This is a genomic window from Pseudomonas sp. FW306-02-D09B, assembly GCF_058782685.1.
Map to the genome: position 1 here is coordinate 317,774 of NZ_JBYSXY010000001.1, position 15,415 is coordinate 333,188.

The following is a 15,415-nucleotide window of genomic DNA, read 5'->3' on the forward strand; positions in this document are numbered from 1 at the left end:
TTTAAAGGGTTTCGACCTGTTGGCGATAGCGCTCATAGGCCTGTTGGTAGGCCGCTACATTCGCCGCGACGGGTTGGGTTTCGCTGTTGGGGTCGAGGCTGACACAGCGCTCGCACAACGCCAACAGACTTTGTTGGGTGCCGACTGCCGATTCGCACCACGCGGCCTGAATCGCTGCACCGAGGGCTGCCGCCTCGCTGTGTTCGGTGCACACCACCGGGGTGTCCATGATGTCCGCGACTATCTGCCGCCACACCGGGCTTTTCGAGCCGCCACCGGTGAGGCGAATGCTGCGGCTCTGCAATCCGTTGTGACGCAATAGGTCCAGACCATAACGCAAACCGAAAGTGGTGCCTTCAACCACCGCGCGGCAGAGGTTGGCCTGGGTCAGGTTGCTCATGTTCAGCCCCAGCAGGCTGCCGGTGGCATGGGGTAGGGCGGGGACGCGCTCGCCGTTGAGGAACGGCAACATGCTCACGCCATCGGCGCCAATCGGTGACTGCTCGACCCGGGCATTGAATTGTGAGAGGTCGAGATCGAACAGCTCACGCATCGCGCTGGTCGCGTTGGTCAGGTTCATTGTGCAAATCAACGGCAGCCAGCCGCCACTGGAGGAGCAGAACGTTGCGACTGACGCGTCCAGGCTGACGTTGGGCTGTTCGGCGTAGGCATACACGGTGCCCGAAGAGCCCAGGCTCATGGTGATTGCACCCGGCTGGATATTGCCGGTGCCGAGGGCGCCCATCATGTTGTCGCCGCCACCGCTGGCGACCAGCGCCTTTGGGTTGATGCCCAAGCGTTCGGCGATGTTTGGCAAAATCGTGCCGACCGCCTGATGCGCCTCCAGCAGTTCGGGCAGCGCCGCTTGCAAGCGGCCACTGGGGTCGATGTCGGCCAGTAGCTCTGCGTCCCATTGGCGGCTTCGCACATTGAAGTAGCCGGTACCCGAAGCATCGCCGAACTCGCTGCAGCAGCGCCCGGTCAGCCAATAGTTGAGGTAGTCGTGGGGCAACAGAATGTGAGCGATGCGGGCGAAAATTTGCGGATGCTGCTCTTCGGTCCACAACAGTTTGGACACGGTATAGCCCGGTGCGATGGCCACGCCGAGACGTTCCAACGAGCCGCTTTCACCGCCCAGATGAGTCAGCAATCGCTGGTTTTCTGCGGTGGTTTCAGTGTCGCACCAGAGCTTGGCCGGGCGCAGGACCTGACCTTGTTCATCGAGCAGGACCAGGCCATGTTGCTGGCCTGAGACGCCGATGCCGAGAATCTCCCGGCCGCTGATGTTGGCGGCGAGTAAGGCCTGGCGAGTGGCGTGGGTCAAGGCCTCCAGCCATTGGGCCGGGTCTTGTTCACGACGGCCATTGGCCGCGCTGATCAGGCTGTGGACCGCAGCGCCCTGACCGAGGACTTTACCGCTGTGCGAATCGAGGATCAGCGCTTTGGTGCCTTGGGTGCCGCAGTCGATGCCGAGGAAGAGTTTTTGGTTTGCCATGGAAGATCCTTGGTGTGTCAGGTCGATCTCGGTGAACCCATTCGCGAGCAAGCCCGCTCCCACATTAATCGTTGGCGAGCACTCAACCTGTGTTCACTGAAGATCTACTGTGGGAGCGGGCTTGCTCGCGAAGACGGCAGCAGGTTCACCACCGTGCTTACGCCAACACCCGCTCAAGCGTCCGCGTCACCCCAACCTCACGCAAGCTGTTACAGCACCACTCGAACGCTGCAACAAACTCCTCGGATTGGGGGATCGCCGTGCCAAAGATCTCCTCAACCTCCAGCATCCGCTGAGTGATCAACGCATCATCGGCCACCAGCGCCTGACAGAACTCTGCCCGTGGGTCGGGAATCGGGTAGGTATCGCCATTCTCATCCACGCCCTTCAAATAAATCGCCCACGCGGCCACTACCAATGCCGCACGCTTGGTCTCGCGACCATCGGCAATCAAGCGGTTGATGGTTGGTACGGTGAATTTCGGAAACTTCGATGAGCCGTCGGAGCAAACCCGCGCCAGTTGATCGGCAATCGCCTGATTGGAGAAACGCTCGACCAGGGTGTTCTTGTACTGCGTCAGGTCGATGCCCGGCACCGGCGCCAATTGCGGCGTTACGTCGAGGTCCATATAGGCGCGCATGTAACGCACGAACAACGGATCGTTCATGGTTTCGTGGACGAAGCGATAGCCCTTGAGAAAGCCCAGGTAGGTCAGGGCCAGGTGGCTGCCGTTGAGCAGTTTGATTTTCATCTCTTCGTAAGGCGTGACGTCGTCGGTGAACTGCACACCGACTTTTTCCCAGGCCGGACGACCGTTGACGAAGTTGTCTTCCAGTACCCATTGCACGAAAGGTTCGCAGACCACTGGCCATAGATCGTCGATGCCGTGTTCGTCGTGCAGGTGCAAGCGGTGAGCCGAGCTGGTCATCGGTGTGATGCGGTCGACCATGGCGTTGGGGAAGCTGACGTTTGCGCCAATCCAGTCCCGCAGATCGGCGTCGCGCAGGGCGGCGAAGGCCAGCAGTGCCTTACGGGTGACCGCGCCGTTGTGCGGCAGGTTATCGCAGGACATCAGGGTGAACGCTGGAATGCCGGTGGCGCGGCGTTTGGCCAGGGCCGCACAGAGGAAACCGAACACGGTTTTCGGTGCGTTCGGATGCGCCAGGTCATGCTGGATCTGTGGCAGCTGGGCCATGAACTCACCCGTGCTGTCGTCAATGCAATAACCCCCCTCGGTGATGGTCAGCGAGACGATGCGAATGTCCGGGCTGGCGAGTTTATCGATCAGCGCCTGGGTGTCGTCTTCGGCCAGCAGCATGTCGCTGATGGCACCGATGACCCGTACTTCGGTGTCGCCGCTGTCGCCCAGCTCAAACAGCGTGAACAGGTAATCCTGGCTGGCCAGGTCATCCCGGGCGCGGCGATCTTCGGCACGCAGGCCGATGCCGCAGATGCTCCAGTCCAGGCCTTCTCCAGTGTTCATCAAGGCGTCGGTGTAATAGGCCTGATGGGCGCGATGGAAACCGCCGACGCCGATGTGTGCGATACCTTGGCGAGTCGCACTCAGGGCGTAGGCGGGCAGAGCCACTTCAGGTGCCAGGAGGGTAAGGTTGGGCTTGTTCAGTTTCATGTCGGGTCTCGGCAATCAGGCAGCGGCGCGCAGCGGTCTGGCCACCGCCATCCCGTTGGCATCGAATAAGTGGCAGTGTTCGGCGTCCAGGTGCAGGCTCAGTTGTTCGCCATAACGGCTCGCCAGATCGCCGCGAATGCGCATGGTCAGCGCTTCACCGGAGGCGGTCAGAACGTGGCAGAAGGTGTCGCTGCCCAGGCGTTCGCTGACGTCGGCGGTGACTTGCAAGGTGCAGTCGCCGGGTTGCGCCAGTTCCAGATGTTCCGGGCGAATACCCAGCGTCACCGCGCCGCCAATGCTCAGGTTGGGACCGCTCAGTGGCAATGTGATGCGAGTGCCGGCGTCCAGTAGCACTTCGCAGTTCTGGCGTTCGACACGGGTGACTTTGCCCTTGAGAAAGCCCATTTTCGGGGTGCCGAGAAAGCCTGCGACAAACAGGTTGGCCGGTTGGTGATAGAGCTCCAGCGGCGAGCCGACCTGTTCGATCCGGCCACCATTGAGCACCACGACTTTGTCAGCCAGGGTCATGGCTTCGACCTGGTCGTGGGTCACGTAGATCATCGTTGCCTGCAGTTCTTTATGCAGTCGTGCCAACTCCAGGCGCATCTGTACCCGCAAGGCCGCGTCGAGGTTGGAGAGTGGTTCATCGAACAGGAAGATCTTGGGGTTTCGCACGATGGCGCGGCCGATAGCGACTCGTTGGCGCTGGCCACCGGAGAGCTGTTTCGGCTTGCGTTCGAGCATCGGCCCGAGCTCGAGAATCCGTGCCGCTTCGTTGACCTTTTTCTCTACCTCGGCCTTGTTCACTCCGGCCAGGTCGAGGGCGAAGGACATGTTCTTGCGCACGCTCATGTGCGGATACAAGGCATAGGTCTGGAACACCATCGCCAGGTCACGCTTGGCCGGGCTGACTTCGGTGATGTCGCGTCCGTCCAGTTCGATGGTGCCGGCAGTGACTTCTTCCAGACCGGCGATCAGCCGCAGCAGGGTCGATTTGCCGCAGCCGGACGGGCCGACGAAGACCACGAACTCGCGGTCGTTCACTTCAAGGTCGATGCCTTTGATGATGGAAAAGCCTTCGAAACCTTTTTGCAGATTTTTGATTTTCAGGTGGGCCATGACGGGCCTCCGCTTTTAATGATTCGAAAGGGGCGTTATTTCACGGCGCCGAACGACAGACCGCGCACAAGCTGCTTTTGACTGATCCAGCCGAAGATCAGGATCGGTGCGCAGGCCAGCGTCGAGACCGCCGACAACTTGGCCCAGAACAACCCTTCGGGACTGGAGTACGAGGCGATCAACGCGGTCAGCGGCGCGGCTTTCGACGAGGTCAGGTTCAGCGACCAGAACGCCTCGTTCCAGCACAGGATCAACGACAGCAACACGGTCGATGCCAGTCCGCCCTTGGCGATCGGCAGCAGCACCCGGACCATTTCCTGCCACAGCGTCGCGCCATCCAGGCGCGCGGCTTCGAGGATGTCCTTGGGAATGTCCTTGAAGTAGGTGTAAATCATCCAGACCACAATCGGCAGGTTGATCAACGTGTAGATGATGATCAGCGCGATCCGCGTATCGAGCAGGCCGAAACTCTTGGCCAGCAGGTAGATCGGCATCAGCACGCCGACTGGCGGCAGCATCTTGGTCGAGAGCATCCACAGCAGCGTGCCCTTGGTGCGCTGGGTTTCGTAGAACGCCATCGAGTACGCCGCCGGCACTGCGATCAGCAGGCACAGGGCCGTCGCGCTGAACGAAATCACCACCGAGTTCCAGGCGAAGCTGAAGTAGCCGCTGCGCTCGTTGACGTGCAGGTAGTTCTCTAAAGTTGGCGTGAAGATGAACTGCGGCGGCGTGGCGAACGCGTCGATTTCGGTTTTGAAACTGGTCAGCACCATCCAGAAGATCGGGAAGAAAATCAGGATCGCGATGGCCCAGGCCAGGGTACCGAGCAACAGGCTTTGCAGGCGGCGGGTTTGTTGAAGAGTCATGGCGCAGGCCTCAGGCTTTATCTGTCAGGTTTTTGCCGATCATCCGCACCAGGATGATCGCCGCAATGTTGGCAATCACCACCGCGATCAAGCCACCGGCCGAGGCCATGCCGACGTCGAACTGCACCAGCGCCTGGTTGTAGATCAGGTAGGCGAGGTTGGTCGAGGCGTAGCCGGGGCCACCGTTGGTGGTGGTGAAGATTTCGGCAAACACCGAGAGCAGGAAGATGGTTTCGATCATCACCACCACGGCAATCGGCCGTGCCAGGTGCGGCAGGGTCAGGTGCCAGAAGATCGCGATGGGGCCGGCACCATCCAGGCGCGCGGCTTCTTTCTGTTCCTGGTCGAGCGACTGCATGGCGGTCATCAGGATCAGGATCGCGAAGGGCAGCCATTGCCACGAGACAATGATGATGATCGACAGCAGCGGGTAGTGCGCGAGCCAGTCCACCGGTTGCGCGCCGAAGAGTTTCCACACGGCCGCGAGAATCCCCGAGACTGGATGGAAAATCAGGTTCTTCCAGATCAGCGCGCCGACGGTGGGCATGATGAAGAACGGCGAGATCAGCATCACCCGCACAATGCCGCGACCGAGGAACTCACTGGCCTCCAGCAAGGCACTGATCAAGACGCCGAACACCACGCTGATCAGCAGCACGCTGCCGACCAGCAACAAGGTATTGGTGGCGCCCGGCAGGAAGCCCGAATCGGTCAGGAAGTAGCTGAAGTTCTCCAGCCCGACGAACGCGTTGTCGCCGGGGTACAGCAGGTTGTAGCGGATCAGCGAAAAGTACAGGGTCATGCCCAGCGGCACGATCATCCACAGCAGCAACAGCGCCACCGAAGGGCTGACCAGAAACCAGCCCGGGTTGGCCAGCCGGCTTTTACGCAGCGGCGCCGGAATGTCCATTTGTGCTTTGAGAGTCGAGGTATTCATGGCGATCACAACCGATTGGTGACAGCTCTTGTAGGAGCTGAGCTTGCTAGCGATGAACGATAATGAGGTTCATCTGACAGACCGCATTGCGGCAATCGCGGGCAAGCCTTGCTCCTACAGAGGCAGTTATTATTTGGGATAACCCGCGCGCTTCATTTCACGTTCGGTGGTTTGCTGGGCGGCCGCCAGGGCCTGGTCGACGGTGGTCTGGCCGATCAGCGCGGCAGAGAACAGCTTGCCGACCTGGGTACCAACGGCCTGGAACTCAGGAATGGTCACCAACTGGATGCCGATGTAGGGCACCGGCTTGAGGGTCGGTTTTCCCGGATCGGCAACCTTCAGCGATTCCAGCGTGACCTTGGCGAACGGCGCGGCATTCATGTAGGCCTCACTGTAGGTCGAGGCGCGAGTGCCAGGCGGCACGTTGGCGATGCCGTCCTTCTCGGCCACCAGTGCGCCGTACTCTTTGGAGGTGGCCCAGGCGCTGAAGGTTTTTGCCGCGTCCTTGGCTTTGGAGCTGGTGGGGATCGCCAGTGCCCAGGAGTACAACCAGGCCGAGCCTTTGTCGGTCACTTGATGGGGCGCGTAGGTGAAGCCAACGTGGTCGCTGACTTTGCTTTGAGTCTTGTCGGTGACGAACGAACCGGCAACGCTGGCGTCGACCCAGATCGCACACTTGCCGCTGTTGAACAGCGCGAGGTTCTCGTTGAAACCGTTACTGGAAGCACCCGGTGGGCCGGATTTTTTCATGGTGTCGGCGTAGAAGCTCAGCGCGTTCTTCCACTCGGGACCGCTGAATTCCGGCTGCCACTTCTCATCAAACCAGCGTGCGCCGTAGGCATTGGCGATAGTGGTGATCAGCGCCATGTTCTCGCCCCAGCCGGCCTTGCCGCGCAGGCAGATACCGTACTGTTCCTGGTCGGGTTTGTTGAGTTTGCCAGCGAATTCGCCGATCTGCTCCCAGGTCGGATGCTCGGGCATCGCCAGGCCTGCATTCTTGAACAGGTCGGTGCGGTAATAGGTCATGGAGCTTTCGGCATAGAACGGCAGGGCGTAGAGCGTGCCCTTGACCGACAGACCTTCACGCACGGAAGGGAAGACGTCGTCGAGCGCGTAACCGGCGGGGAGATCCTTCATCGGTTCCAGCCAGCCCTTGGCGCCCCACAGTGCAGCTTCGTACATGCCGATGGTCAACACATCGAACTGGCCGCCCTGGGTGGCGATGTCGGTGGTCAGGCGCTGACGCAGGACGTTTTCTTCCAGTACCACCCAATTGAGCTTTATCTCCGGGTGCTCGGCCTCGAAGGTTTTCGAGAGCTTTTGCATGCGGATCATGTCGCTATTGTTGACGGTGGCAATGGTCAGGGTTTGTGCGCCAAGGCTGACGCTGCTGAGGGTCATGCAGGTGCAGGCAAGCAGAGCTTTTACAGTGGGTTTCATCGCGCACTCCTCTTCTGAGCCCTGGGGGCAGCAGAAGGACAGTTATTGTTTTTGTGTCTTCCGGAGGTAGGAAGAATCTGAGGCTGATTACAGCCCTCAACACACGCGATGACAAATCATTGGTAGCACTTGCACTGATACTATTTTGCACCTGGAAAGATCGCAGGCTACGCCAGCTCTTTGTTGGAGATGGCGCAGCCTGCGACTTTCTTTAATGTCGTCTTACCACAGTTTGACACTGTAACTGAGGACCAAGCGGTTTTCGTTGGTGTCGCGTTGGTAGTTGCTTTTGCTCATACCGTTGCGCCAGCGGGCGCTGACGTTCTTCAGCGGTCCGCTCTGGATGGTGTAGCCCAGGTCGATGTCTCGTTCCCACTCCTGGCCTTCGCCGACAAATTTTTTGATCTGCGCCTGATCGCCCTTGGCGTAGCGTGTGGAGAACAGCAGCCCCGGAATGCCCACCGTAGCAAAGTCAAAATCGTAGCGGGCGTGCCACGCGCGTTCCCTGGTTTGCGAGAAGTTGCTCAGTTGGTATTCGGTGAACAGGTAAGTGTTGCTGCCGTCGACATACGCAAACGGTGTTTCACCGTACTGCTGCTGGAAGCCGCCACCGATGGAGTGTCCGGCAATCGCATACATGAAGCGCGTGCTCAATGCGCGGTTGTCGACGGTGCCGGCCAAGCCTGCACCGGCAGCGTCAGCACTGAAATAGCGAATATCGCTCTTCAGCGTACCGCCGCCCAGCGCCAGGCTGTGCTTGAGACCGACATAGTGCTGCTGATAAATGTCCTCAAGCTGCGCGTAGTAATAACTGCCTGTCAGCGTAGGGTTGAACCGGTAATCAGCGCCGCCGAAACGGAATTCATCGCTTTTTGCCGAGCTCTTGTAAGCGCCGTTCTGGCTGGTCAGCCCCATCTTTTCGTAGTGGGTCGATTCCCGCTGTTTGACCTGATCGATCTGCCCGCCGCGTAAGGTCAGGCCCTTGATGTCGCTCGAGCTGAGCAGGGCGCCTTCGAAGCTCTGCGGCAGGACGCGGCTGGTGTTCGGTTGCAGCAGCGGCAAGTCGGGCAGCAAATGGCCGACACGCAGCTCGCTCTTGGCAACGCGGGCCTTGGCGGTCAGGCCTACCTTGGAATAGCTGTCGTGGGCACGTCTGGCGTAACTCGGTTTGCCCGGTTCGGCTGTGCTTTCTCGGGATAACAAACCGCTGCCGGAGCGATCCGGGCTGGAATCGAGCTTCAGCCCGAGCATGCCGAGTGCATCCAGGCCAAAGCCGACTGTACCTTCGGTGTAGCCCGATTGCAGGTTCAGCAGAAATCCCTGGGCCCATTCATCACGCTTGGACTGGCCATTACCTTCGCGGTAGTCGCGGTTGAAGTAGTAGTTTTTCAAGTCCAGCGTGGCCTTGCTGTCCTTGAGGAATTCCGCTTCGGCGGCCATCGGCAGCAGGCTGGTGCCGCCGATCAAGGTCAAGTGCTGCATGAGTCTGGCGTTCATGGTGTTGGCTCCTGTGAGGGCTCGTTGTTGTTTTTCGGGCATGGCTTCGCCATGGACGCATTCAGTGGTGTCTGAAGGCGTCCGAGGCAAAGTCAGTGATGATTAAGGTGTGGGCTGCAGGTTTTCGGGTTTTGGTCGCAGCCGGTAACCGCCGCTTGCCAATTGTTCCAATGGGCTTGCGGCTGCCAGTAATTGGCGGGTGTAGGGGTGCAAGGGATTATCGAAGACCGCTTCGCGGCTGCCGATTTCCACGATATGGCCCTGGTGCATGACCGCCACCCGATGGGCGATGCGTTCGACGGCCGCCAGGTCATGGGAAATGAACAGGCAGGCAAAACCGTACTGCGCCTGCAAGCGCTCGAACAGTTCAAGGATTTGCTTCTGGATGGTCATGTCCAGCGCCGAAATCGGTTCGTCGGCGATCACCAGTTGCGGGTGCCGTACCAGCGCTCGACCAATGGCCACTCGCTGGCGTTGACCGCCCGACAGTTGATGGGGAAAGCGCTGCATGAACGCTTCCGACAAACCGATATCCACCAGCGTGGTGGCGACACGCTGACGTTTTTGCTCCTCGCTCAGCTCCGGCAGATGGCGCAACGGTTCGGCGAGTGTTTCGCCAATGCGCATCCGCGGATCGAGGGACGAGTAGGGGTCTTGAAAGATCATCTGGCATTGCAGCCGATGATCACGCTGACCGGCCTTGAGGATATCGACGCCCTTGAAGCGAATCTCGCCGGCACAGGGTTTGACCAGTCCCACCAGTGCGCGGCCCAGTGTGGTTTTACCCGAGCCACTGCCGCCGACCAACGCCAGGGTTTCACCGGGGGCGATGCTCAGGTTGGCACTGTGCACGGCGCGCTTGGGCTGAGATTTACCCCAGAACCGTGCATGCCCCGGATGCTCGATGCTGACACCGGTAATTTCCACCAGCGGTTTGTCGGTCGCTGGCAACGCGGCCAGTTCGCCGCGCTTGGGCAGCGCTTCGAGCAATTGGCGGGTGTAGGCGTGTTGCGGGGCCAGCAGAATGTGATTGATCGAACCTTGCTCCACGGCCTGACCGTGGCGCATGACCACCACCTTGTGGGCGTAACGCGCCACCAGCGACAGGTCGTGGCTGATGAACAGGATCGCAGTGCCTTGCTCGCGGGTCAGCTCCAGCATCAGCTCGATCACGTCCAGTTGCGCCAGGCAATCGAGGGCGGTGGTGGGTTCGTCAGCAATCAGCAACGCCGGGCGCAGCAGCATCACCGAGGCGAGCATGATCCGCTGACGCATGCCGCCGGAGAACTCATGGGGATAGGCGCTCAGGCAGCGCTCGGGGTCGGTGATGCCGATGCGCGTCAGCATGTCCACGCAGCGTTGGCGAATCTGTGCCTTGTTCAGGTCGGTGTGCAGGCGCAGACCTTCGGCCATTTGCTCGCCAATGCGGATGGCCGGGTTGAGCGAAACCATCGGTTCCTGGAACACCATGCCGATTCGAGCACCGCGGATATCACGCAATTGCGCACAACTCAGCTGATGGAGGTCCTGGCCTTCGAAGCGGATCGCACCGCCACACACTTCCATCGGCGGTGGCAGCAGGCCAATCGCTGCGCGTGCGGCCATGGTCTTGCCGCTCCCGGATTCGCCCACCAGCGCGACAATCTCGCCCGGCGCGACGGTAAAACTCAGGTCGTTGACCGCCAACGGGCCTTCGGCGCCAGCGCGGATCAGCAGATGGTCGACTTCAAGCAACAGTTTTGGACTGGGCATGATCAACGGCTCATTCGAGGGTCGAGGCGGTCGCGCAGGGCGTCGCCGAACAGGTTGATGGCGACCAGCGCCAGGGCGATGAACAACCCCGGGAACAGGCCGAGCCAGGAGGCGTTGGCAATGTACGGGCGGCTGGCGGCGAGCATGTTGCCCCAGGTCGCTGCGGGTGGCGGAACACCCAGGCCGAGGAAGCTCAAGGCACTTTCCGACAGCAGCGTCCAGCCGAACATGCTGGTGGCGAGTACGCAGAGCGGCGCAACACAGTTGGGGGCGACGTGGCGGTACAGCGTGTAGAGCTCCGAATTGCCGATCACCCGTGAGGCTTCGATGAACTCGCGTTCACGCAGCGACAGCACACTGGCGCGCACCACCCGAACCACCGACGGCGTATAGGCGATGCTCAAGGCCAAAACAATGCCGTACTGGCTGGCCCCGATGATCGCCATCAAGCCCAGCGCCATCAGGATGCCAGGGAACGCCAGCAATGCATCGTTGATCATCATCAGAACTCGATCGGTCCAGCCCCGCAGGTAACCGGCGAGCATGCCGATCACACTGCCGAAAAACAGCGCCAGGCACACGGTCAGCAAGCTGATCCACAAACTGGTGCGTGCACCGATGATCAAGCGGCTGAGCACGTCACGGCCAAACTCGTCGGTGCCTAGCCAATGCAGCGCCGAGGGTGCCTTGAGGCGCGACAATAGATCGATTTTCAGCGGGTCGTAAGGTGTCCAGAACACACCAAGCAGGGCCATGCTGATCAGCAGAGCCAGCAAGGTGCCGCCAATCAAGGCATTCGCCGGTGGCCAGCGCAGTGGGCGACGCGCCGGTGTAGCGCTCACGGAAAGCCGGGAGACGGTCATAATTTCACCCTTGGGTCGAAGAGTGGATAGAGCAGGTCGACCAGCAGGTTGACCGCCACGTAGATGAAAGTGATCAGTAGCAGGCAGCCTTGCAGTACGGGGTAGTCGCGAGCGTAGATAGCGTCGACCATCAAGCGACCGATGCCGGGCAGGGTGAACACTGTTTCCAGCACTGCGATGCCGCCCAGCAAATTGCCGAGGATCAGGCCGATCAAGGTCCAGGTTGGCGCGAAGGCATTCGGCAGTGCGTGACGCCACAGCACCGCGCGTTCCGATAAACCCTTGGCTCTGGCGTGGGCGATGTATTCCAGCCGTAGCACCTCGATGGTGCTGGCCCGGGCCATCCGGGTAATGGCGCCCAATTCCACCAGCGTCAGGGTGACAATCGGCAGCACCAGATAGGTCACGGCTTCACCGGGATTCTGGGCGAACGGTACATAACCGACCACGGGCAGCCAGTTGAGCTTGATCCCGAACGCGTAGAGCAACAGCAAACCGAGCCAGAAGCTGGGAATCGACAGCAACAGGGTTGCACCGGTGACCAGCCCGAGGTCCAGCGCGCCGTCCTGTTTCCAGGCCGCGAACAGGCCTGCTGGAACGGCAATCAACGCCGCCAGCAGCACCGCCACCAGCACGATGCTGGCGCTGACCGAGAAGCGGTCGAGGATCAGTTCGAGCACCGGTTGTTTGCTGGTGATCGACACGCCGAGGTCGCCACTGAGCACCGACTGCAACCAATACGCGAACTGCACGCCAATCGAGTGATCCAGCCCCAATGCTGCGCGGGTGCTCGCCAGGCTTTGCGGGTCGGCCATATCGCCGAGCATCAGCAGCGCCGGGTCGCCGGGGATGAAGCGGATCAGCGCGAACACCACCACGGAAATCAGCAGCAAGGTCGGCACCGACAGTGCCAGGCGTTGAGCGATAAATCGCAACATGATCGATCTCCTATTCGGCCAGTTTCACGCCCCACAGGCGCGGTTTGGCGATGGGCCAGGAGCGGTAACCTTCGACCCGATCCTGAAAGGCACCGACGGTGCTGCCGTTGTACATCACCACCATCGGCACATCGGCGAGCATCTGTCGGTGCAACTGATCGAACAGTGCCTGACGTTTGACCGGTACGATTTCGCGCATGGACTCAAGCATCCAGCCCTGCGCCTGGGGGTTGTCCCAGACCTTGCGGGGTTGCTGGTTTTTGTCGCCCATCACCGACTCGAAGTTCAGCGCCGCGTCAAAACGCGCCGAATAGGAGAACGCCATGATCTGGTACGCACCGCTCTGGTAGCGCTCCAGTTGCGTGCCCCATTCGAGGGTTTCGATATCGATGTTCAACCCGGCTGCCTGGGCCATGGCCTGGCTCAGTACCGCCATGTCGAACACGCTCTGGTAGCGTTTGTTGGTGATGATTTTCAGCGGCTGGCCGTTGTAACCGGCTTCCTTGAGCAGACGCTTGGCTTCTTCGATGTTGGCTTTGTAGCCCAGCTTCTGAACGTTCTTGTGGTAGGGGCTGGTGTCTGGCACCACCGAGTTGTTGGCGTGGGACGTGCCTTCGGTGAGTGCCTGGACCATTTGTTCGCTGTCCAGCGACAGCGCGATGGCACGCCGAATACGCACGTCCTTGAGCAGTGGATCGCGGGTTTGGAACAGCAGGGCGTTGAGCGACATGTTGGCACTGCTGGAGGTCTTGATGCCTGGCAAGGCGCCGAGTTCGTGGGCATCCATCACCGTGACATCGGGCAGCACGTCGACCCCTTTCGATTGCAACGCGGCTTTGGCGGCTGCCGCATCGGGGATGACCATGAAGCGCAGGTTATCGATAAACGCCTGCTTGTTGCCGGTATAACCGTCGGTGCCTGTCTCCGGGCGGGCGCTGTAGTCGGCAAAGCGTTGCAGATCGACATATTGCCCCGGTTTCCATTCGGCAAGCTTGAACGGCCCGGTACCGATCGGCGCTTGCCACTTGCCGTTCGCATCGACAGAGGACGGGTGCAGGATGCCGGTGCCGCCGCAATCGGAACGTGCCATTTGTGCGAGGAACAGGCCATTGGGTTTGTCCAGCGTGAAGACCACGGTCAATGGATCCGGCGCGCTGATGTCGGCGACTTTTGCCACCCCGCGGCCATCGAAGTCTGCGAGACAGCGCCATTGGGTTTGCGGGTCGAGATAGCGTTTCCAGGTCCACAGCACGTCGGCGGACGTGAGGGCGGCGCCGTCATGAAACTTCACCCCGTCACGCAGGGTGAAGCGGTACTCGAGGCCATCGGCCGACACCTCGACCTTGCTGGCCAGCAGCATGCCGACCGAGGCGTCTTCGCGGTAAGCCACCAGGCCTTCGACAATGTGCAGGATCACCGCGTCGGTGTTTTCGTCGCGATTGACGCCGGGATCGGTGCTGCGAATATCCGCGTTGAGGGCTACACGCAAGGTGCTGGCGGTGGCGTTGAGACTGCCAAGAGCGAGACTGCTGAACCCTAGCGTCAGGGCGATACGAGTGAATGTATGCACGGGAGTGATTCTCCATGGGCGGTTTGCGACGGTGAGAGCCGGCAAGCGTCGCAAACCGTTAGTTGTTTATTGTCATTGTTCTTGTCGTGCCGCCCGCAGGGCAGGGTGTCGCGTGAGTTACTTGAGGTAGCGGTTGATGTCGCCCTCCATGGCCAGCGAATAGGCGGTGAATTCGCGGTTCACGGCCGGCAGCGGTGCGACTTCCATCAAGCCCTTGGCCGGGCGCATCACCACCATGGCCACGGTAGCCGACAGGTTTCCGGCCATGTTGGAAAGCGGCGGGCGACACACCGCCCACGGCGTGCCGAAGTCATCGAAGAAGGCTTTTTTCAGGTGCTCGGCGGTCAATTGCCCGGGCGTTTCGCTGAGGATTTGCCGCACACGCACGTCGCGATAGAGGCTTTCGGGAACGCTGTTCAAGCCGGCTTCACGCAACTTGCCCAATGCCACCGGGCTCTGCCAATGGTTGGCGTGTACGAGCAACCCCTGTTCGGCCTGAATCGGGAAGACTTCATCCGGGGCGCATTCAAAGTTGATCGCATAGCCGCCAGCGTGACTGAGCATCATGTTGTTGGAGGTGGATTTGGCGGTGGTGGCGACCACCTTGATCGACAGCGCAAAATGCGCGGCCTCCAGCGCCTTGCGTCGAATGAATGGCAGTGGCACGCCGACCTGGGTGTAGTCGCGTTCGGACTCCAGGTAGTTGGCGGTGATTGCGGTGCCGATCGAGTTCAAGCCGTTGCGGGCCAGGCCGCCGGCTTCGGTGAAGGTCAGTACATCCGGGCCGTCTTCGCGCAGGACTTTCAGCACAATGGCGCTCTCGGCACATTCCGCGCGCCAGTCCCAGTTTTGTCCGTGAATCACTTCGTTGGCGGCCGATGCCGTCGGCAGAATCACCGCGCCAGTGCAGCCATCCGGATCTGGCAGGCGAGCCTTGCGTCGGCCCAGCTGGATGATCTCGGTGCGGGCGTTGATCAGCACGATAGCTTCGAAATCGCAGCCTGCACCCTCGGCGATACCGCGCATTTCCTGAGCGTACTCCGGCTCGAATGCTTCGATGCTGGGCACGAACTCATTGGCAAAGCCACGGATGTCGGCCCAGGTGTAGCCCATCTTCAGCAGCTGGACAGAGTAGATCTCGATGCTTTTGTGAATGCGCTGACTGACCGCTTGACCATATTGGAGGCCGCGGTCGAAGGGGGTGCCGCTGATCTCGACGAGAGGGAAAGGGGAGTGGTTCATAGTTGGCGATCTCATGTTTTTTGTTTGCGTTGGGTACAAGAGTTGCCGGATATAAACGGACTGTCA

At 60.6% G+C, this 15,415-nt stretch carries 12 protein-coding genes; all 12 read right to left on the reverse strand.

Annotation, left to right across the window (positions count from 1 at the left end):
* Position 1 precedes the first annotated feature (1 nt).
* The 12 genes from xylB to AC3WK5_RS01665 all read right to left on the reverse strand — a co-directional run bounded on the left by xylB (position 2) and on the right by AC3WK5_RS01665 (position 15,349).
* Positions 2–1,495 carry a xylulokinase gene (gene xylB / locus AC3WK5_RS01610; protein WP_103316555.1) on the reverse strand — a complete coding sequence of 498 codons (1,494 nt, stop codon included), beginning with the start codon at positions 1,493–1,495 and terminating at the stop codon, positions 2–4.
* Positions 1,496–1,652: 157 nt separating this feature from the next.
* Positions 1,653–3,125: a mannitol dehydrogenase family protein gene (locus AC3WK5_RS01615; RefSeq protein WP_103316553.1), complete on the reverse strand. Its 1,473-nt coding sequence runs from the start codon at positions 3,123–3,125 to the stop codon at positions 1,653–1,655.
* A gap of 15 nt (positions 3,126–3,140) precedes the next feature.
* The gene (locus AC3WK5_RS01620; protein ID WP_103316551.1) at positions 3,141–4,244 is read right to left on the reverse strand and encodes an ABC transporter ATP-binding protein; all 1,104 of its coding nucleotides are present in this window, start codon (positions 4,242–4,244) and stop codon (positions 3,141–3,143) included.
* 35 nt (positions 4,245–4,279) lie between these two features.
* Entirely contained in the window at positions 4,280–5,110 is an 831-nt protein-coding gene (locus AC3WK5_RS01625; protein WP_054597530.1) for a carbohydrate ABC transporter permease, read from the reverse strand.
* 10 nt (positions 5,111–5,120) lie between these two features.
* Positions 5,121–6,047, reverse strand: coding sequence for a carbohydrate ABC transporter permease (locus tag AC3WK5_RS01630; RefSeq protein WP_103316550.1), 927 nt, complete (start codon positions 6,045–6,047; stop codon positions 5,121–5,123).
* A gap of 129 nt (positions 6,048–6,176) precedes the next feature.
* Positions 6,177–7,487, reverse strand: coding sequence for an ABC transporter substrate-binding protein (locus tag AC3WK5_RS01635; protein ID WP_103316548.1), 1,311 nt, complete (start codon positions 7,485–7,487; stop codon positions 6,177–6,179).
* Positions 7,488–7,709: 222 nt separating this feature from the next.
* Positions 7,710–8,984 (reverse strand): OprD family porin, encoded by a 1,275-nt coding sequence (locus tag AC3WK5_RS01640; protein WP_103316546.1) that lies wholly within the window; start codon positions 8,982–8,984, stop codon positions 7,710–7,712.
* 102 nt (positions 8,985–9,086) lie between these two features.
* A complete protein-coding gene (locus AC3WK5_RS01645; protein WP_103316545.1) occupies positions 9,087–10,736 on the reverse strand; it encodes an ABC transporter ATP-binding protein in 1,650 nt (549 codons plus the stop codon).
* A 2-nt stretch (positions 10,737–10,738) separates the two neighbouring features.
* Positions 10,739–11,599, reverse strand: coding sequence for an ABC transporter permease (locus AC3WK5_RS01650; protein ID WP_103316543.1), 861 nt, complete (start codon positions 11,597–11,599; stop codon positions 10,739–10,741).
* Positions 11,596–12,537, reverse strand: coding sequence for an ABC transporter permease (locus AC3WK5_RS01655; RefSeq protein WP_103316541.1), 942 nt, complete (start codon positions 12,535–12,537; stop codon positions 11,596–11,598). Before AC3WK5_RS01655 ends, AC3WK5_RS01650 begins: the two co-directional genes overlap by 4 nt.
* Positions 12,538–12,547: 10 nt before the next feature.
* A complete protein-coding gene (locus tag AC3WK5_RS01660; protein WP_103316539.1) occupies positions 12,548–14,107 on the reverse strand; it encodes an ABC transporter substrate-binding protein in 1,560 nt (519 codons plus the stop codon).
* A gap of 117 nt (positions 14,108–14,224) precedes the next feature.
* The gene (locus tag AC3WK5_RS01665) at positions 14,225–15,349 is read right to left on the reverse strand and encodes a C45 family autoproteolytic acyltransferase/hydrolase (protein ID WP_081013824.1); all 1,125 of its coding nucleotides are present in this window, start codon (positions 15,347–15,349) and stop codon (positions 14,225–14,227) included.
* Positions 15,350–15,415 lie beyond the last annotated feature (66 nt).